This window comes from Pseudomonas sp. NY15372 (genome assembly GCF_048068215.1).
Taxonomy (GTDB): Bacteria; Pseudomonadota; Gammaproteobacteria; order Pseudomonadales; family Pseudomonadaceae; genus Aquipseudomonas; species Aquipseudomonas guariconensis_A.
The window spans coordinates 1-17,676 of sequence record NZ_JBLUPY010000019.1 but is presented as its reverse complement, the minus strand read 5'-3'; the positions used below and the strand labels follow the sequence as shown (position 1 = coordinate 17,676).

Annotated in this window: 17 protein-coding genes; 8 read left to right on the top strand and 9 right to left on the bottom strand. The window is 61.6% G+C overall.

The window, feature by feature from the left end:
• Nucleotides 1-45: 45 nt before the first annotated feature.
• Nucleotides 46-2,406, bottom strand: a complete 2,361-nt coding sequence (locus tag ACNFG0_RS14700; protein WP_416765394.1) for a DNA polymerase II — start codon at nucleotides 2,404-2,406, stop codon at nucleotides 46-48.
• A 144-nt stretch (nucleotides 2,407-2,550) separates the two neighbouring features.
• Complete coding sequence (locus ACNFG0_RS14695) at nucleotides 2,551-3,471, bottom strand: LysR substrate-binding domain-containing protein (RefSeq protein ID WP_196154200.1); 921 nt, start codon at nucleotides 3,469-3,471, stop codon at nucleotides 2,551-2,553.
• Between the two features lie 157 nt (nucleotides 3,472-3,628).
• Between ACNFG0_RS14695 and ACNFG0_RS14690 the strand changes: the two genes are divergently transcribed.
• The 7 genes from ACNFG0_RS14690 (at nucleotide 3,629) to ACNFG0_RS14660 (ending at nucleotide 9,047) form a co-directional block, all read left to right on the top strand.
• The gene (locus ACNFG0_RS14690) at nucleotides 3,629-4,405 is read left to right on the top strand and encodes a YqcI/YcgG family protein (protein WP_416765392.1); all 777 of its coding nucleotides are present in this window, start codon (nucleotides 3,629-3,631) and stop codon (nucleotides 4,403-4,405) included.
• A gap of 2 nt (nucleotides 4,406-4,407) precedes the next feature.
• A complete protein-coding gene (locus ACNFG0_RS14685) occupies nucleotides 4,408-5,037 on the top strand; it encodes a LysE family translocator (protein WP_196143558.1) in 630 nt (209 codons plus the stop codon).
• Between the two features lie 41 nt (nucleotides 5,038-5,078).
• Entirely contained in the window at nucleotides 5,079-6,173 is a 1,095-nt protein-coding gene (locus ACNFG0_RS14680) for a hypothetical protein (protein ID WP_416765390.1), read from the top strand.
• A 177-nt stretch (nucleotides 6,174-6,350) separates the two neighbouring features.
• Nucleotides 6,351-7,028, top strand: coding sequence for a sel1 repeat family protein (locus tag ACNFG0_RS14675; protein ID WP_230381093.1), 678 nt, complete (start codon nucleotides 6,351-6,353; stop codon nucleotides 7,026-7,028).
• A gap of 176 nt (nucleotides 7,029-7,204) precedes the next feature.
• Nucleotides 7,205-7,906 (top strand): AzlC family ABC transporter permease, encoded by a 702-nt coding sequence (locus ACNFG0_RS14670; RefSeq protein ID WP_196166234.1) that lies wholly within the window; start codon nucleotides 7,205-7,207, stop codon nucleotides 7,904-7,906.
• Nucleotides 7,903-8,217: an AzlD domain-containing protein gene (locus ACNFG0_RS14665; RefSeq protein ID WP_196143554.1), complete on the top strand. Its 315-nt coding sequence runs from the start codon at nucleotides 7,903-7,905 to the stop codon at nucleotides 8,215-8,217. The genes ACNFG0_RS14670 and ACNFG0_RS14665 overlap by 4 nt, the downstream gene beginning before the upstream one ends.
• On the top strand, nucleotides 8,214-9,047 hold the full coding sequence (locus tag ACNFG0_RS14660; protein ID WP_416765387.1) for an AraC family ligand binding domain-containing protein: 834 nt from the start codon (nucleotides 8,214-8,216) through the stop codon (nucleotides 9,045-9,047). Before ACNFG0_RS14665 ends, ACNFG0_RS14660 begins: the two co-directional genes overlap by 4 nt.
• Before the next feature lie 14 nt (nucleotides 9,048-9,061).
• Here ACNFG0_RS14660 and dinB read toward each other — a convergent pair whose 3' ends face one another.
• Genes dinB through speD form a run of 5 tightly spaced genes read right to left on the bottom strand, consistent with a single transcriptional unit; the run spans nucleotide 9,062 to nucleotide 15,214 of the window.
• Complete coding sequence (gene dinB / locus ACNFG0_RS14655; protein ID WP_416765385.1) at nucleotides 9,062-10,150, bottom strand: DNA polymerase IV; 1,089 nt, start codon at nucleotides 10,148-10,150, stop codon at nucleotides 9,062-9,064.
• On the bottom strand, nucleotides 10,143-12,224 hold the full coding sequence (locus ACNFG0_RS14650; RefSeq protein WP_416765384.1) for an ornithine decarboxylase: 2,082 nt from the start codon (nucleotides 12,222-12,224) through the stop codon (nucleotides 10,143-10,145). Before ACNFG0_RS14650 ends, dinB begins: the two co-directional genes overlap by 8 nt.
• Nucleotides 12,202-13,419, bottom strand: coding sequence for an MFS transporter (locus ACNFG0_RS14645; RefSeq protein ID WP_416765382.1), 1,218 nt, complete (start codon nucleotides 13,417-13,419; stop codon nucleotides 12,202-12,204). Before ACNFG0_RS14645 ends, ACNFG0_RS14650 begins: the two co-directional genes overlap by 23 nt.
• Before the next feature lie 15 nt (nucleotides 13,420-13,434).
• A complete protein-coding gene (locus ACNFG0_RS14640) occupies nucleotides 13,435-14,847 on the bottom strand; it encodes a coproporphyrinogen-III oxidase family protein (RefSeq protein WP_416765381.1) in 1,413 nt (470 codons plus the stop codon).
• On the bottom strand, nucleotides 14,825-15,214 hold the full coding sequence (speD, locus tag ACNFG0_RS14635; protein WP_196166229.1) for an adenosylmethionine decarboxylase: 390 nt from the start codon (nucleotides 15,212-15,214) through the stop codon (nucleotides 14,825-14,827). The genes ACNFG0_RS14640 and speD overlap by 23 nt, the downstream gene beginning before the upstream one ends.
• A 530-nt stretch (nucleotides 15,215-15,744) precedes the next feature.
• On the opposite strand from speD, the gene ACNFG0_RS14630 reads away from it, so the two are divergent.
• Nucleotides 15,745-15,972 carry a hypothetical protein gene (locus ACNFG0_RS14630; RefSeq protein WP_043206911.1) on the top strand — a complete coding sequence of 76 codons (228 nt, stop codon included), beginning with the start codon at nucleotides 15,745-15,747 and terminating at the stop codon, nucleotides 15,970-15,972.
• 146 nt (nucleotides 15,973-16,118) lie between these two features.
• Here ACNFG0_RS14630 and ACNFG0_RS14625 read toward each other — a convergent pair whose 3' ends face one another.
• The gene (locus ACNFG0_RS14625; RefSeq protein WP_416765379.1) at nucleotides 16,119-16,601 is read right to left on the bottom strand and encodes a copper chaperone PCu(A)C; all 483 of its coding nucleotides are present in this window, start codon (nucleotides 16,599-16,601) and stop codon (nucleotides 16,119-16,121) included.
• The gene (locus ACNFG0_RS14620; protein ID WP_196154206.1) at nucleotides 16,601-17,209 is read right to left on the bottom strand and encodes an SCO family protein; all 609 of its coding nucleotides are present in this window, start codon (nucleotides 17,207-17,209) and stop codon (nucleotides 16,601-16,603) included. Before ACNFG0_RS14620 ends, ACNFG0_RS14625 begins: the two co-directional genes overlap by 1 nt.
• Between the last annotated feature and the right edge of the window lie 467 nt (nucleotides 17,210-17,676).

The following is a 17,676-nucleotide window of genomic DNA, read 5'->3' as shown; positions in this document are numbered from 1 at the left end:
GAACAAAACGTCGGGCGCAAGCAGTAGATAGCTACTGCCAGCGGCTCAGAACAGCAGCAGCTGTCGATCGGTCAGTGCGCAGAAGTCGTCGCCGACGAAGGGCAGGATGGCATCGGCCACAGGCTGCAATTGGCGCGCCAGATAATGCTCGTGATCGATCGGCGATTGCTGGTTCTCCAGTGGCTCAGGGCCCGAGGTCGTGATGACGTAACTGATCCAGCCACCGTTCTGGTACTGCTGTGGCCGCCCCAGCCGCGTGTTGTATTCATCCGCCAGACGTGCAGCGCGTACATGGGGCGGCACGTTACGCTGATACTCGGCCAGCGGCCGGCGCAAGCGCTTGCGATAGACCAGCAACTCGTTCTGCTCGCCAGCCAGGGTGCGCCGTACGAAATCACGCACGTAGTCGCGATAGGGTTGGCCCCGGAAAATGCGCCCGTACAGCGCCTGCTGGAACTGCCTGGCCAGCGGCGACCAATCGGTGCGCACCGACTCCAGGCCCTTGTAGACCATATCCTCCTGGCCGTTCGCGCGCCGGACCAGGCCCGCATAACGCTTCTTGCTGCCTTCATCGGTGCCGCGGATCGTGGGCATGAGGAATCGCCGGTAGTGGGTTTCGAATTGCAGCTCCAGAGCGCTCTGGAGCCCCATTTCCACCTGCAGGTGTTCGCGCCACCAACGGTTGACCTCGGCCACCAGAGCGTGCCCGATGCGTGCCGCCGCCTCTTCGTCATGGGGGCCCTTGAGCCAGACGAACGTGGAATCGGTGTCGCCGTAGATCACGTCGTAGCCCTGGGCTTCGATCAGTTGCCGGGTCTGGCGCATGATCTGATGGCCGCGCAGGGTGATGGACGAGGCCAGGCGCGGGTCGAAGAACCGGCAACCGCTGGAGCCGAGTACGCCGTAAAAGGCGTTCATGATGATCTTGAGGGCCTGGGACAACGGCGCGTTGCCCGCTCGCTTGGCAGCCTCCCTGCCCTGCCAGACCCGCTCGACGATCGCCGGCAGGCCGTGCCGGCTACGGGAGAACCGCGCACCACGAAAACCTTCGACCGAATGCGCGTCATCGGGTTGGCGCAGGCCTTCCACCAGCCCCACCGGGTCGATCAGGAACGTCCGGATGATCGAGGGGTACAAGCTCTTGTAGTCGAGCACCAGCACCGAGTCATACAAGCCGGGGCGTGAATCCATGACGAAGCCGCCAGGGCTGGCTTCGTCCGGCCGACTGCCCAGGTTGGGCGCAACGTACCCCAGCCGGTGCATCGAAGGGATGTACAAGTGGCAGAACGCAGCCACCGAACCACCACTGCGGTCCACCGCAAGACCGGTGACGGTGCTGCGTTCGAGCAGGAACTCCAGCAGTTTGGTATGGGCGAAGATGCGCGTGACCAGCTCGCAGTCCTTGAGGTTGTAACGCGCCAGGGCGGGCTTGTCCTCGGCGAACATGCGGTTGATTTCATCCATGCGCTGGTAGGGCGTATCGATGGCCTTGCCTTCGCCGAGCAAGGTTTGCGCGACGCTTTCCAGGCTGAACGAAGGGAAACTCCAGGTGGCCGAGCGCAGCGCCTCGATACCGTCGATCAGCAAGCGCCCCGGGGCGTCGGCGAACACGTGGCTACGACTGCCATGGGCGCGCAAGGTCAGTGGGGCACCCTTGCGTCCAAGGGCCAGCGGCACCTGCAGGCGCGCGGCATGCTCGTGCAGCAGGCGCAGGTCGAACTGCACCAGGCTCCAGCCGATGATCGCGTCCGGGTCGTGCAGGGCGAACCACTGGTTCAGGCGCTCGATCAACTGGCGACGGTCGTCGCAGTATTCGAGATCGAAATCCACTTCGCTGGCATCACCGTTGGCGGGCCCGAGCATGTAGACCCGGCGCTGGCCACAGCCTTCCAGGGCGATGCTGTAGAGTTCGCCACGCTCGGTGGTCTCGATATCCAGCGAGACCAGACGTAGCGTCGGTCGGTATTCGGGCTGAGGTTTGAGCTGGGCATCGCAGTACACGCCGTGGTCATCCGGCTGGCCGCTGAACAGCACCGGGGCGGTGATGAACCGCTCCATCAGGTAGCGCTCGGGTGGGCGGATATCGGCTTCGAACACCTCGATACCCGCACTGCGCAGGCGCTGCTCGAGCTGCATCAATTGCCGGTGTTGCCGGCAGTACAGGCCCAGCACCGGACGCTGGTCGAAATCCTGCAGGCCCAGGGGTCTGAGTTCGACGCCCTGCTCCTTGGCCAACAGTACCTGGGCATGCTCCCCTTGCTGCGCCGGGATGAACGCCACCGACACCTGTGGCGCCAGGCGTATCTGCCGCGGCCCCTGATCGGTGGCGAGCCAGAACTCCACGCAGGTGCCTTCTGGCGTGTCATGCCAATGCCGGGTGAGGACAAAGCCCTGCTGCAACTCCACGCGTCGACCTCGAATCGTTTTTCATCAGCGAATGTGCATTCTACCGCTGTATGGCACTTCGTCGCTGGCCAGGCCGGCGAAGGGTTGCGCCGTGGCACAAAGAAGATGCAGCCGGCCTGAGCGATCGGCTGCAAAGCAGCCCCATCAACCGTAGAGATAGTCGATATCCTTGTACGCCAGTGGCGGCACCTGGCCGAGCAGGAACTCGCGCAGCCGTTGCATCTGGCGCGCCTTGGGGCTGGCCTTGAGCCAGGTCATGTAGTAGCCATCACCGGTGGCTACGGCATGCTTGAACGGCGTCACCAGGCGGCCGGCGGCCAAGTCGTTGCTGGCCAGCACCAGGTCGACCACGGAAATGCCCAGGCCCTGCTGGGCCGCGGAAATTCCCTGGTCGAGGGTATCGAACACCTGGCCCTGGCCAATACTGATATCCAGTGCGTCCATCCGCGCCAGCCAGCGGCGCCAGTCACGGCGGTCCGGCGAGGGATGCAGCAGTTCGCAGCGCTGCAGCACCGACAGGTCCGTGGCTTGATCCTGCAGGTAGTCGGGATGACACACCGGGATCAACCATTCATCGAACAGCTTCAGGCTCTCGACATCGGCCGGGAACCGCCCACTGCCCAGCAGAATCGCGCAGTCGTAGGGCTCTGAATAGAAATCCACCGTGTCGATGTCCATCCAGACGCTCGACAGCTGCACACTGCAGCTGTTGTCGACCTTCTTGAATCCGTCCAGCGCCTTGAGCAACCAGCGCACGGTCAGCGTCGAAGGGGCCTTCAGACGCAGCCCATAGCGGTCCTGGCGCAGCAGCGAGCATGCATTTTCGATGATCTTGAAGCCGACCTTGAGCTCCTGAGCCAACAGCCGGCCGTGCTCGGTGAGGCGCAACTTGGGCCCGCGCCGTTCGAACAGGTCGCAGCCGAACATGGCTTCGAGGGTCTTGACGTGGTGGCTGATCGCGCCTTGGGTCAGTGCCAGCTCTTCGGCCGCACGGGTGAAGGATTCGTAGCGCGACGCCACTTCGAAGGCACGCAGGGCGTGCAGCGCGGGGATCCTTTCCGTCATCGAGCCATCCAGTAGAACATGAGTGAGACTAATAGTAGGTCATAGTTCCACCCGTTTTACAACGTGGGATCGTTCTCTGAAAATGCCCTTAAAGAATAAATATCAAGGGAAACCGCGTGGATCTCGCGGTCAAGTTCATTGAACACCTGGGGAACTCATGTTTACAGGTTATGGAAACTGCTATCGCCTGGATGCGCTAGAGCTGGCCGCTGAACATATCCAGACACACCGACATTGGACACAGGTAACCATCGAACACTTTCGTACCCTCCTCGCCGCTCCCGATTTCCCCTGCCTGTTCGGGCGCAAGGCGGTGTCTGCCGAGAGCTGCCATATCGTCTTCGCCCAGGCGCAAACGCTGGCCAGCGACATCGCCCAGGGCCTTGCCGACTATGTCCGCACCCTCGAGCCGATCCCTCTGAAACAACGTATCGGCATGCCGCTGCTGGCGTTCCTCGAGACCGATGCCAACAGCACCTTGGCCGAGCAACAGGCCCTGGCCTGGGCAGTGCTGCAGGACGTGCACCGCCTCGACCCGCGTCCCTGGCCCGCCGAGGTCCCCCACGACCCCCATGACCCCCACTGGTCGTTCTGCTTCGCGGGCATGCCGTTGTTCATCAACATGAACTTCCCTGCCCACCGGCAAATGAGAAGCCGCAACCTGGGCGAGCACATCGCCTTCGTCATCAACCCCCGGGAAAGCTTCGACGAGGTGGCCAGCGCCGCCACCGAAAGCGGGCGACGCATCCGTTCACGGATCCGCGAGCGGGTGCGCCACTACAACGACGGCGTCGTCCCGGACACCCTGGGCTTCTTCGGCCAGGGCGACAATTTCGAATGGCGCCAATACCAACTTCAGGAACCTGGCTCGCTGAACCCAGCGCGCTGCCCGTTCCATGTCCATGCACCAGCCGATACCCTGATCGAGAACTGAACGTGAATACCGCACTCGCCGCCACCTATGCCCTCACCGTCCTGCTGCTGATCGCCACACCCGGCCCGGTCGTGGCATTGATCGTCAACACCGCGGCCGCCTCCGGCCCGCGTAAGGCCCTGTTCACCGCGCTCGGCACCAATTGGGCTTCGCTGGTACTCATCGGTGCCGCCGCCTGGATCATCATGACCAGCGCCGCGGTGGACAAGGCCTGGCTCAGCGGTCTGAGCCTGCTGGGCTGCCTGTTCATCGGCTATATCGCCGTCGCCACCCTGCGCGAGGCGCTGCAGGCACCCGCTGTGCAAACCCCGGCGGATACGCCCGAACAACCCGGCCGAGGTGGCTTGCTGCAAGGGTTCATGGTGGGTATTTCCAACCCCAAGGACATCATCTTCTTCATTTCCTTCTTCCCGCAGTTCATCCAGATCACCGAATCCTTCGGCAAGAGCATGGTGGTGTTGTCGCTGCTGTGGATCATCATCGATTTCGCCGTGCTCAGCCTGTACATCTTCGCCATCGGCAAGATCGCCTCGCAGCGCAGCAACCGCCTGATCACCCTGGCCTCCGGCGTCGCCTTGTTGCTGATCGCCATCGCCGGCCTTGCCTACAACATCAAGGAACTGGCCGGCTGAGCCGGGCCACTGCCGAGCCTGGTGTGCCAAAAGGAGCGCCCATGAGACCGATCGACCACGCTACGAACGTTCCGGGCAACCCTGTTCCGCTGCAGCAGGACTACCAACGCTTCCTGCTGCTGGGCAGCCGCCGCGCGCCGCACACGCTGTACATGCATGAGCGCGGCTATCGCTCCGGCACCATCAATACCGACAGCTTGGGCATGCGCTACAGCCACTGTCTCGGAAAGCGCTTCTCGGTGGCCGAGCACCACGGTACGAAGCGGGTCAACCTGTTGGTGGGCGGTTCCACCACCCTGGGCATCGGCGCCAGCTCCGACGAACACACAGTGGCCTCGTACCTGTCGGCACTCACCGGCGAAGTCTGGCTGAGCCTGGCCGGCTGCGGGCTGAACGCCACCCAGGAGTTGTTGATGTTCCTGACCCACCAGCATCGATTTGGCGAAATAGGCCATGTAGTGGTGCTCAGCGGCCTGAACACCCTGGCCCACGAAGCCTTGGATGAAGTCCTGGCCTGCGAGCATGGCCCGGAGCAGGCTTTGTCGTACCTGGGCCTGCTCAACAGTTTCAACGAAGGCGTGCAGCACACCGAAGGCCCTCGCAACGCATCGTTCTGGCAGCGCCTGGGCCAGGCCCTGGCGCCTCGCAGGACGGCTCCCATGCCCAGTTGGACGCTGTCGGCACCCGACAAGCGCCTGGCCCGCGCGGCCGAAACGATCGGCCGTACCCTACGGCAGTGGGATCGTCTGCTGGCCGATGGCCACGCAACCCTCACCTTCATTCTCCAGCCCTTGTTGCCCTGGTGCCGCGACAGCCTGCCTGTCGCCGAGCAAGACATGCTCGATACCCTGCAACAACAGCCGACCAATTTCGATCGGCTGCTGGCCGACGTGTTCGACAGCGAACTGCACATGGCCTTCTTCCGCCGTATCAAGGCCCAGGCCGAGGCCGTGCCATGCTACGACATGAACTGCATGTTGAGCAGTTCCCCGGTGTTCAGCGAGCCGTTGTTCGTCGACCGCCTGCATTTCAATGATCGGGGCAACAATGCCCTGGCCAAGGTGATCACCGCGAAACTCGGGCTGGCCCAGGAAAAACAGGCCAATCGCAAGGCGACGACCATCAAGCTCGTCTGACAAAGTAGGAATGGTCTTTCAGACTGCCCTTCGGGGTGGCTAGAATACGACGTCGTCGCTCCCGATTCGCTTGAGGCACGTGTGTAACGCCATGACCATCGAAGCTGCCCCGCTGCACCTGGCCGCCTGCCTTGGCCGGCCTGCCTGCGAGACCCGCCCGTGAATCGTGCTGTCTTCTTGTCGCCATTGCTCCTGGGCGTGCTTGCGCACACTGCCCAGGCGCTGGACGTGCAGATCGACCCACACGCCGACCTGCTCTATCGCCAGGCCCTGCCCCTGCTCGAGCAGGCCGATAGCCAGGATGACACCCCCAGCCCCCTGCGCACTGCGATAGGCGGCGACCCGGAGCTCAGCCGCCAAGGTCAGGCCCTGGCCCGCACATTGCCCACGGCAGTGGCCTTGCTGAAGAAATCAGTGGCACTTGGCCACCCCGTAGCCCAGTACCGGCTGGCCTTGTACTACATGACGTACCTGCCTGCCACGCAGATTCCAGATGCCGCCTGCCCGTTGCTGGAAGCCAGCCTGCAACAGGGTTTCGCCCCGCCAGCGCCGGCGATCGCCACTTGGTGCCCACCGTATAACGCCAGCCCCGCGTACCGCCAGGCACTGGAGGCCATCCCCAGCATGGCCACCCTGTATGCGCCTTACTACCCACAGCCTGCGGTTCGCCTGGCCTGCAACCGCAGCCAGCCGCAAGGCCTGGAAATGCAATGGGGGCGCCAGCGCGACTATCAGGCCGAGGTGTACCGCCTGCTCGGCGACCTTGATCCGCAGCGTCGGCAGCTACTGCTGCAAAAGGCCGTAGAGATCAACGGTTGCGCGGCTGCCCAACAGCGCCTGACCAGCCATCGCTGATCGAGACGCGTCGTAGCCCAGCCACGGCGAGGCGTGACAACGCCGCATGAGCGCAAAAAGCGCCGCGATTCAGGGTTGTTGTTGGTAAAACACCACACTAGGGTAGCAAGAACGTTCAAGCCTCCCCTCTCGTCCTCTGGCATGCTGGTTGTCCCAGTCGATTCATAGTCACCATCATGTCCTGCAGCCCACCCGTCGCCCGTCAAGCGTTTCTCCACGGCGCCCTCGCCATCATGCCCCTGTCCCTGGCTGTCGCCCCATGGGGCTTGCTGGCCGGTTCCATGGCCATCGAGGCCAACCTCAGCGCCTGGGAGGGCCAGGGGCTGTCTGCTATCGTCTTCGCCGGCGCCGCGCAACTGGTGGCAATCGGCATGCTCAAGGGCGGTGCGAACCTGTTCTCGATCCTGCTCACCACCTTGCTGCTGACTTCCCAACACCTGCTTTATGGCCTGTCCATGCGCCCGGTGCTTTCCAACCAACCGCTGCGCTGGCGCCTGGGATTGGGCTTTTTGCTGACCGATGAGTTCTTCGCCCTGACCAGCCGCTATGACCAGCAACACTTCAACCGGTGGTATGCCTTGGGGGTCGGCCTGACGTTCTATGTGGCCTGGAACCTGTTCACCCTAGCCGGCATCCTGCTTGGCCAGAACATCCCGCATTTGGACCAGCTTGGCCTGGATTTTTCCATCGTCGCCACCTTCGTCGCGCTGATCGCACCCCTGGTGCGTAACCTGCCCACTGTGGTGTGCGTGGCCGTCTCGCTGTTCTGCTCGGTGCTGTTCAGTCACTGGCAGTGGGAAACCGCCCTGGTGGTTGCGGGCCTGCTGGGCATGAGCGCCGGCTTCGCCTGCCAGAAGCTCGGCGGAGGCCGCCCATGACGTGGTTGCTGATCTTCGCCATGGGCCTGGTGGTATTTCTCAACCGCTACGCCTTCCTCGAACCACGCCTGCCCTTGCGCCTGAGCTCCAATGCCCGCCAATTCCTGGGCTTCGCCGTGCCAGGCATGCTGACGGCCATCTGTGGGCCGATCATTTTCCTGCCCGGTCACCAGCTCGACCTGAGCCTGGCCAACCCGTACCTGCTGGGTTCGCTGGTGGCGATCGCCCTGGTGCTGTTGACCCGCAGCGTGTTGCTGAGCATGCTGGCCAGCATGTTGATCTTCTTCCTTTTGCGCAGCTGGCTGGCATGAACACGCCCCTGCGCGAACAGACTCACCTCTGGCAGGCCCCGGCGCTGGGCGACGTGGAGATGCTGCATGCGCGGTATTTCCAACAACGCTTTGCCCCCCACGTGCATGAAGGCTATGTGTTCACCGTGATCGAGTCCGGCGCCCAGCGCTTCTGGCATCGCGGCAGCGAACACCTGGCACCGGTGGGCAGTATGGTGCTGATCAACCCGGACGAACTGCACACCGGGGCCACCGCTCACGAAGCAGGCTGGCGCTACCGCGGCTTCTACCCCGAGCACGAGCGGGTGACCGGCGTGCTGGAGGAACTGGAGCTGGGTCGGCATGGCAGGCCGCACTTCAAGGACAGCGTCATCCAGGATCCGGCGCTAGCCGCCATGTTCAGCCAGTTGCACCAACTGTCCGAAACCGACGCCAGCGCCCTGGAGCAGCAGACCGCCTGGCGCCAGGCGGTGCTGGCCTTGGTCCAGCGTCATGGCCACTGCGCCCAGGCCCGTGCGCCAGGCAACGAACCCCTGGCCGTGGCACGGGCCCGTGAGCTATTGGAAAGCCAACTGGCCGACCCGCCCTCATTGGAGGCCTTGGCAGCAGCGGTGAACCTGTCGCCCTTCCATTTCGCCCGAGTATTCCGCCAGGCCACCGGCCTGCCACCCCACGCCTGGCTCAAGCAACGCCGCCTGGCCCGCGCCCGCGAATACCTCAAGAGCGGCCTGAGCGCCTCGGACGTCGCCTTCTCCTTGGGCTTTGCCGACCAGAGCCACCTGAGCCGGCAGTTCAAGCAGGCCTATGGCGTCACCCCCGGCGCCTACCGGCAGGCGTGCCGCTTTGCGTAGGCTACCCGTACTGCTCACCAAGACAGTTCCAATTGCAGCCCATTTCTGGTCTTGCGCCGGACTTTGACAGCAATTCCGACCAGGCGCACACCTCGCCCCTGGCGCTTGGTGTCCCACAGCATCCGGCACAACCCTTGAAAAACGTCCGGTTCCAGGCCACGCGCAGGGGCCTCGGCGCTGGCCATGGAAAAGTCGGAAAACTTGAGCTTGACATGGTTCCTGACGATATATGCACCGTCCTCGATTTCGCCTAAACGAGTACGTAAAGCACTCAAGAGGTTCGTGAGCTCGTCGATGCAGGTCTCGAAATCCACACAATCATGGGCCAAGGTATGCTCTACGCCCAGGGAGCGTATGTCACTGGATTTCTCCTCGTAGGCTTCCTTGCCCTGACACCGCTCCCATACGTAGAAACCGTGCACGCCCAGATAGTGCAACAACGAAGGGATCTGCTCTTCAGTGACGTCTCCACAGCGACGACAGCCGAGATTCTCCAGCACCGCCCAGGTCTTCGGCCCCACTCCGGGGATTTTGCGGATATCCAGGGTCGCGAGAAACGCACCCACTTGGCCTGGCGCGATGACGAATTGACCATTGGGCTTGTTGACCTCGGAGGCAATCTTGGCCAGGTATTTCAGCGGGGCGACGCCTGCAGAGGCGGTCAATCTCAACTCGCGCCAGATACTCGCCCTGATCTGCTGAGCCATGAACGTGGCTGAACCGCCACAGTGGGGTTGGCCGGAAACATCGAGCGTGGCTTCATCCAGGGAGAGAAACTCTACACTCGGGGTGTATCGACGAAAGATACCTTCCAAGACATGGGTAACAGCCTCATATCGCTCGAAACGCACCGGCAGCATGACCAACTCCGGGCAAAGCCGTTGCGCCGTAGCCGTGGCCATGCCGCTCTTCACCCCGAACTGCCGGGCAATGTAGTTGGCCGTGCTGATAACGCCACGTTCGCTCGCTCGCCCTCCTACCGCGACGGGTTGTGAGCACAGCCAGGGCGCATCCAACAATTCCACCGAGACGAAAAAAGAGTCCATGTCGATATGGATGTATTTGCGCTCAAGGCAGGTATCGCTATCGACGTTGTCATTCAAGCACGAACACCCCGAACGAAACCGTGCCATCGTCATTGTCGACCGGGTGCACACCCTGGATATGCGGCGCGAAGCCGGGATGCCGGGAGGCCATCGCTTCGATGGCCAGCAGATAACCGACCAGGGCTGGTGTCCACCGCTCACCGGGGGCAATGCAAAGGATGCCCGGCGGATAAGGTATGACACCTTCCGCCGCCACCTTGCCAATGACATTCGCCACCTTCACCCATCTGGCCTCACCGCGAATGAAACGCTGGTTCGCCGCCTGCGGGCTAAGCTCGGCAATGCACACATCGATGGCACTGAAGATATCCGCTTGTCGCCTCTCCACTTCGTATGACCTGTATAGGCCGTTGATCTCCTGGCACAGCTCGACCAATGACATGCCCTCATAGCGTGTACCGGCATCGCGTAAGGACGGAAGGGCTTGCAATACCGGGGTATGCGCGCGCAGGTCCGCTTCGAAGGCCTGAAGGCAGTCCACCAGCCTGCTCAGGCCGGCCTGTGTGCTAGAAGGCGTGATCAGCAAGGTGAAGTTGTAGAAGTCCGCTTTCTCGGGGGTGAAGTCATGATCCCTCAGGTAGTGGGCCACGACGCATGCCGGGACATGGTTCAGGGGCTGCACACGGGTCAGGAGGATTACCTTGCACGGGTCCAGATAGTGCAGGCCCGGTTCCAGTTCGACCGCCCTTGCGTCGTCAATCAGCGTGTGCGCCTGCGGCCCTTCGCAGCTGGACGGCCACAGCAGCGGCTTTATACAGCGGCACTGACGCAAGACCTGGAGGCGAAATGCGTCGGCCAGGCCAACGACCGCCTGCCAGTGCCGCTCTCCCTCGCCCTCGACGAGCATGGCCGCGTTAACCTCCAGTGACATGAACAACGGGTACGACGGGCTGGTCGATGCATGCTGCATGAAGGCGCTGTTGAACACGTGCCCTGGGCAATACCTGGTTTGCCCCTGCACATGCCGGTCCTTCTTGTGGATCTGCGAAGCCTGCGAAAGCCCGGACATCTGCTTGTGCACCGACTGGGTGACGAAGATGCCGGGCGACCCTTCGTGCAAAGGCGCGGCCAGTGGTGAAAACCGCGCCAATGGCTGAATGAAAGGCTCGTATCCCGACCAGGCCGCATCGAACAGGACGTAGTCGCAAAGATGACCGATGCGGTCGAGTAGCGCCGCAGCGTCTACGATCACCCCGTCGCACGTTGCATGCTGAACGATGGCCAGGCGAAACGGCCGCGCCTGGCAAGCCCTGCGCTCATCGAGTTGTGCAGCCTTATGCCGCAACCGGCCTTCATCCAATGCACCGGGGCGATAGCCGCCTAGGATACCGCGCTCGTCGCGAACGTTCTCCAGGTAGACAGGTAACGCGCCACACTGCACCAGGGCCCCGAGGAACACCGACTTGTGATTGTTCCGGTCCATCAACACCAGGTCACCCGCCGTCAGCAGGGCGCTGGTGACCACCTTGTTGGCCGTGGACGTGCCATTGAGCACGAACCAGGTTCGATCGGCACCAAATACCTGTGCGGCCAGTTGCTCGGCCTCCCGGACAGGCCCGTGGTGGCACAGCACATCACCGAGCTCGGGTGCGGCATGTGGAACGTCCACCCGATAGATTCCGTCACCCAGCAAGCGTCGCAGGCGCACCCCTGCCGGATGCAGCTCCAGGCATTGTCCCCCCTGATGGCCCGGGCAGGCATAGGTGGGCCTGCGACGCGCGCTGAATGCGGCGACAGCACGCGTGAACGGCGGCAGCGTGCGATGCTCGTACGCTTCGGCCGCGGCCTGTACCCGCGCCTGCTCATCGCTGCCCAGGGACTTCGGCAAGCGGATGGCGCCCAGCTCCGAGCAATGCTTGGCCTGGAGCGGCTCGTGCGCCTGGCCAATCACGAACAGGGGCACCTTCCAGCGCCGTACGGCTTGAGCCACCTGATCACTGACCGCATCCCGCGGAGTGAGTACCAGCGCAGAGGCATGGGCAAGGTTTGCGCATTGCGCGAAATCGACCATTTCGGCCTCTCCCCACTCGCTTGAGGAAAGGGCCGCACTATGCACGATCGTGATGGTCATCCAGACCTCCTTGGGTGATCCAACGTAAGGGCGCGAGGACCAGCATGAGTGTCATCCCGATGAAGGTCGCCGGCCCCACCAGCACATAGACGACGCTGGCGATCAAACCTGAAAAAGCGTCGCCGATTACTGCGGTGAAGTAATACAACGAGAAGTTGCGCCCGACCTCGTGCTCGCCAGACAGGCACTGGATATTGGTCACGATGGCGATATCCACGAACGCCCCCACGAACCCCACGCAAAACAGGATGAGCAGGAACAGCCCGCTGGCGTATTCCAGGGCTACGGCGGCTGCGAAAAACAAGGCACCGTACAGCGCCCAGTAGCGCATCACCAAGCGCGCCGTGGTGCGCTTGTTGAGCCGGGTATAAAGCACTCCTCCCAGTACGGTCCCGGTGGCCAACAGGGAAAATACGTAGCCTACCGCCGCTTCGGAAGAAAAATGCTCGAGTACCGAAGCCGGCAGGATGAAGCGAATCACCGAGGTCGCGAACATTGCACAAAACGTGGTGCAACAAATCACGGCGAACAGAGGCGCATTGCCGGCACGCATCTGGCCGACGCTATGCGCAGCCTCACGCACGAGGCTCATGCCATCGAAGGCTACCATTTGCTCTTTTTCGACCCGTGACAGCGTGGCAAGGGCAACAGCCGAACACAGCAGGCAGACGGAAAAGAACAGGAAGGTCACCTCGGTGGTGTACAGCAACGCGATGGCGGAAAACACCAGCGGCCCGACGATAGACACCGCATCTTCGACCACCTGAAGCCCACTGTTGACCGAACAGAGCACGTCCCGCTCGACGATGCTGGGAAAATAAGCACGGAAGGTGGGGACATACAGACAGTCCAGTGCGGTCATGAACATGGCCGTCACGGTCACCATCACCAGGGCCGGCTCGGTAAAACTGAACACGCCGAAGAACAAAAGCACCACGAGGCACTTGCCCAGTTCTACCCAAACCAGGGTACGTTTGCGATCGCCGTTATCCGCCAACCAACCTCCAATGGGCGAAAAGACCGCGCTGGGCAAGTAGCGAAAGAAGTAGACCAAGCCAATCAACAGGAGATCCGCCTCGGCTATAGCTACCACCACCACAGCGAAGGCAGCCTCGAAGGCAAACTCCCCACATTTGGAGAAACAGTATCCGGTCGCAAGCGCCCTGGTGCCTGCGTTCAAGTTCAAAGCCTGCATGTCGCTTCGTCTTCCCTAGCCGGCCGAGTAGATCAGTTCGTCTTCCGTAATATCGCGCCCAGGTGTGTCGAGACGCTCGTAGACCAAGCGCTTGAGCACGTTCTGCTCGCTCTCGGGAGTCAGGTAGAACATCAGGTTGCTGTACCAGAGCCAGCCCAGGTGGGTCAGCTCATAAGTCTCGGCGTGCTCCACGATGAGCCCGGCCTCGATCAGGCCGTTCAGACGCGCCATCAAACCGGCAGGCATGCGATCGAGCGCGATCCGGCCTTTTTCGGCCTTGCCGTGATAAGGCAGGCGCAGTACCAGCGGCTTGACGGCATCTAGCAAAGGATCATGCTGGCTGACCTGGCAGGGGCATTCGCCCCTGGTCATCTGGTGGATGTACTGCTCGCGTAACGGGGTATTGGTGATCACGTTGCCAGCCAGGGACGAGATGGCATTGACGCCGAAGCCCAGCACGTCATGGTCGGCATAGCCGTAAACGTGTTCGTGATAGATGAACGAATACTCATCAGTGATCAGCCGCCCAGCCTCGCCAGGCAGATGTACGTAGCCGTGGCCGTTGTAAGGCACATACCCTTTTTGCCGCAGATGCTCGTCGAAGAGCAGCCTCATGTTCAGCTTGCGTAGCGCCGGCATCACTTCGGCGAACCGGGCCCTGATCTGCTTGTGCAGCTTGACCGAGGTGGCGACATTGTTGATCGGGTAGATATCTATGTTGCTGACACCCCACGTGATCGCTTTGTCGATATCGGCCAGGGTCTGGCGTTCGCTGCTGCCATTCATGCCGTAGAGGATGTCGCACGGGACATGCTCAAATCCTGAAACCAGACACTCCACAGCAGTTTCTACCCGCCCGATGTCTTGCTCGAGGTTGAACAGCCGACGCCACTGCGGGTCAATCGTCTGAAGACCGAAGCGAGCGTGGCTCACGCCAATATCGCCAAGCGCCGCCACGCGCTCGGGCGTGACGCTGCCGACATGACACTCGAAGGAAAACTCCTCGACGCCCGCCATATCGAAATGACGGTGCAACGCTTCGCCAATGGCATGAATGTTCTGAGGCGACAGCAACGATGGTGTGCCACCGCCAAAGAAAATGGCACGAACGGGGACGGCACGCAGGTCCATGATGCTCGATTTGTACTCGATCTCCGTCAGCAGCGCCTCGGTATACCGATCGATCACCTCGCTGTTTTTATATAGCCCACGAGTGAATGGGCAGAACGTGCAAATCGACTCGCAGAACGGGATATGAAAATACAGCGCCCTCGACCTCGCAGACGCGTTGCCGGCCTGGAGTATCGTTGCCAGCTGCGACCTGGAGGGAGAGAAGACGTTCAAGGACTGCGACGGGAAGAAAAAATTATAAAGCGGAAACTGATAATCAAACTTAACTACCCCATTATCGACAAGTTTCACAGCCATGCTCCTCGCGCCGTGGCGGGCAGCTGCCGCGCCGGAATGTTTGGCAGTTGATGTTCGCCTGTTCGCCAAAAAAGCGCCGAATATCATTATTGATGGCGTCATTGCTCCTGCCACAGGTATAGACATCAATACTGATATAGTTATTTTCAGGATACGTGTGATAGGACAAGTGCGATTCGGAAAGCAGGAAGAGCCCAGTGACACCCTCGCCGCCTAGCTCAAACTTATGCATCAGATCATCTATTACCGTGAAACCGGACGACAGCAGCGCGGAATAAAAGAACCGATGCAATACCTGCTCATCACGTAGCAAGGCGGTATTGGCACCCGTGATGTCCCACAGTGTATGGAAACCGACGTCTTCCATGCGTATCTCTCCTTCGCCCGGGAGAAAGAAGAGAGGGCGATCGATGACCGCCCCTATGCATACGCCTCACCACATGCATACGCCCTTGCCTGTTACACCCACGACATCGACCTTGAACATTTCGATAGCTGATTTCATAGCGAACTCCCTCTACTTAGTGATGTGTTCCTTGGTTAATCGCCCTCACAACGAGCGAGCAACTCCACGGTAGACGTACAACGCACCACCAACAACCCACTACTTGTAACAAAACCTTTTGCAACAAACGCTTCACGCGAACAAGTAGGAAACTTCCCACTCACAAGAAAAAAGTTAAACGCAAGAACCTCAAGCCTTTCAAGATCAATACCGTTTTACTTACAAAATATCGAACTTCAATAAACAGGCAGCGCACGCAGGCCCATACAGCCTTTGCCGCCTATTCGTCGGATGAACGGTTGTAACGCATACCGGTTTGGCAGGCCTGACATTGCGCCGAGCAGAACCCCCTACCCCTGCTAAACTGAGTGGGCTGAACGGAGGATCCTGCCATGTCCGATAGAGAGCTCACCACCCTCCTGACGCTGATGAACCAGCGCCAAGCCTGTTTGAGCAGTGCTTGCAAGGAGATTGCAGACTGGATCGACCGGCAGGGCGATGTGCCCGCTGCTGGCAAGATCCGCGCAAGCCTCAAGGCCCTGGAAGCCGAAGATGCCCAGGTGCGCAAGACCTTGACGTCGTTGACCATCGAACGGCCGCTACCCAGGTTTCGTAGCTGAGCGCCGGTCGTAGCTGAGCGCCGGTCTAAGTGACATGGGGCCATTACGCGCCCCTGAAACGATACAAGGCCGCCCCTACGCCACCCATCGGGTGCCTGCAGGTGCGGCCTTGCGTCATGCCGGGAAACCCAGCGGTACTTGAACGATCAGTGTTGCATGTGCCCGTGGTCATGCCCCGCTTCGGCGGCCAGCGGGCGTACGGGTGCCTGCACCTCTATGGTCTGCTTGGCACCCTTGGCGTCTTCGATGACCAGGGTCAGCGGCACCTGTTCGCCTTCCTTGACCTGCTTGGCCAGGCCCATGAGCATCACGTGGTAGCCGCTCGGGTCCAGGCTCACGGCCTTGCCGGCCGGCAACTCCACAGCCTTCACTTCACGCATGCCCATCACGTCGCCGTTCATGGTCATTTCATGCACCTGCGCGGTCTTGGCCACGGGCGAGGCAACGCTCACCAGCTTGCTGTCGGTATCGGCGGTCAGGGTCATGAAGGCCCCGGTCGATTGCTGGTGCGGCACGCTGGCGCGTACCCAGGCATCACTCACGGTGGTCTGGGCCAGTGCCGGCAGGGCCAGGCCCATCAGCGCCAGGGCGGCCAGGCCGCGTTTGACAGGTTGCAGTGAAACAGCCATTAGCAGATCTCCATCAGGGTGACCAGGTCTTCGGCGCATTCCTTGGCAGTCAGGGAGTGGCCGAGGCTCAGGCGCAGGGTGCCACGTGTATCGTAGACGTAGCTGGTGGACGAATGAGAGATGGTGTAGGTATCACCCGCCGGGACTTTTTCGTAGAACACCTTGAACTCCTTGGCCACCTCGGCGATTTCCTCGGGGGTGCCGGTGAGCGCGGTGAACGAGGGGTCGAAGGCCTTGACGTAGGCATCGAGCACTTCCGGGGTGTCACGCTCCGGGTCCAGGGTGATGAGCACCACCTGGAACAGGTCACGGTCGCGGCCCCTGAGCAGTTTCCTGATCTGCGCGGCACGCGCCAGGGTGGTCGGGCAGACGGCGGGGCACTGGGTGAACCCGAAGAAGATCATCGGCATCGAGCCATAGAAGCTCGACAGGGTGCGTTCGTTGCCTTGGGTATCCTTGAGCCGGAACTTGCGGCCGAGGATTTCGTTGCTCATGTTCTTGCCGTACTTGAACTCGAGCCCCCGGGCCGGGTTGCAGCCCGCCAGCAGGCCAAGCCCCAGCACGCCCATCCCGGCGACGACAGCACGCCGGGTCAGTAAATCAGTCATGGAACCATCCTTTACAGGGAAGGTGCCGGCCCCTGGGATGGGCCAGCTGAAAACCGGGGCATTTTGGCATGACACCCCCCGGGCATCCAGCCGACAGAGGTCCAACCCCGCGCAAGCCATTGAATTCCGGGCTGCGTCTTGTTGTCGCAGGGGTTGATCTCGTAACACTTTGTTGCTCCACGTCAGGGTGCGGCACATATCCTGCTAGCGCCGATGGAGCGCAGCGCCGCTCTGGTCGTTGCGCCCCCGCGAACAAGGGCGAAGCCCTTGCCAGCCGACGGTGATATCTGGCCCGACCCAATCGCGGGACAAGCCCGCTCTTACAGGATTACCGCAATCCTGAAATAACGCTGTCCTTGTGGGAGATTCTATGGTTGTGGGCAAGCCGGCTCCCACTGGTGCAGCGCCAACCACACCCTGTGGGAGCCGGCTTGCCGGCGATGAAGACAACCCTTTACCCAAAGCCA

Coding starts and splice junctions, on each gene's coding strand:
- ACNFG0_RS14680 (WP_416765390.1), top strand. CDS start 5,079: ATGAGACCGATCGACCACGCTACGAACGTTCCGGGCAACCCTGTTCCG.
- ACNFG0_RS14670 (WP_196166234.1), top strand. CDS start 7,205: ATGTCCTGCAGCCCACCCGTCGCCCGTCAAGCGTTTCTCCACGGCGCC.
- ACNFG0_RS14630 (WP_043206911.1), top strand. CDS start 15,745: ATGTCCGATAGAGAGCTCACCACCCTCCTGACGCTGATGAACCAGCGC.
- ACNFG0_RS14650 (WP_416765384.1), bottom strand. CDS start 12,224: ATGACCATCACGATCGTGCATAGTGCGGCCCTTTCCTCAAGCGAGTGG.
- ACNFG0_RS14690 (WP_416765392.1), top strand. CDS start 3,629: ATGTTTACAGGTTATGGAAACTGCTATCGCCTGGATGCGCTAGAGCTG.
- ACNFG0_RS14660 (WP_416765387.1), top strand. CDS start 8,214: ATGAACACGCCCCTGCGCGAACAGACTCACCTCTGGCAGGCCCCGGCG.
- ACNFG0_RS14665 (WP_196143554.1), top strand. CDS start 7,903: ATGACGTGGTTGCTGATCTTCGCCATGGGCCTGGTGGTATTTCTCAAC.
- ACNFG0_RS14640 (WP_416765381.1), bottom strand. CDS start 14,847: ATGGCTGTGAAACTTGTCGATAATGGGGTAGTTAAGTTTGATTATCAG.
- ACNFG0_RS14695 (WP_196154200.1), bottom strand. CDS start 3,471: ATGACGGAAAGGATCCCCGCGCTGCACGCCCTGCGTGCCTTCGAAGTG.
- ACNFG0_RS14645 (WP_416765382.1), bottom strand. CDS start 13,419: ATGCAGGCTTTGAACTTGAACGCAGGCACCAGGGCGCTTGCGACCGGA.
- ACNFG0_RS14620 (WP_196154206.1), bottom strand. CDS start 17,209: ATGACTGATTTACTGACCCGGCGTGCTGTCGTCGCCGGGATGGGCGTG.
- ACNFG0_RS14625 (WP_416765379.1), bottom strand. CDS start 16,601: ATGGCTGTTTCACTGCAACCTGTCAAACGCGGCCTGGCCGCCCTGGCG.
- speD (WP_196166229.1), bottom strand. CDS start 15,214: ATGGAAGACGTCGGTTTCCATACACTGTGGGACATCACGGGTGCCAAT.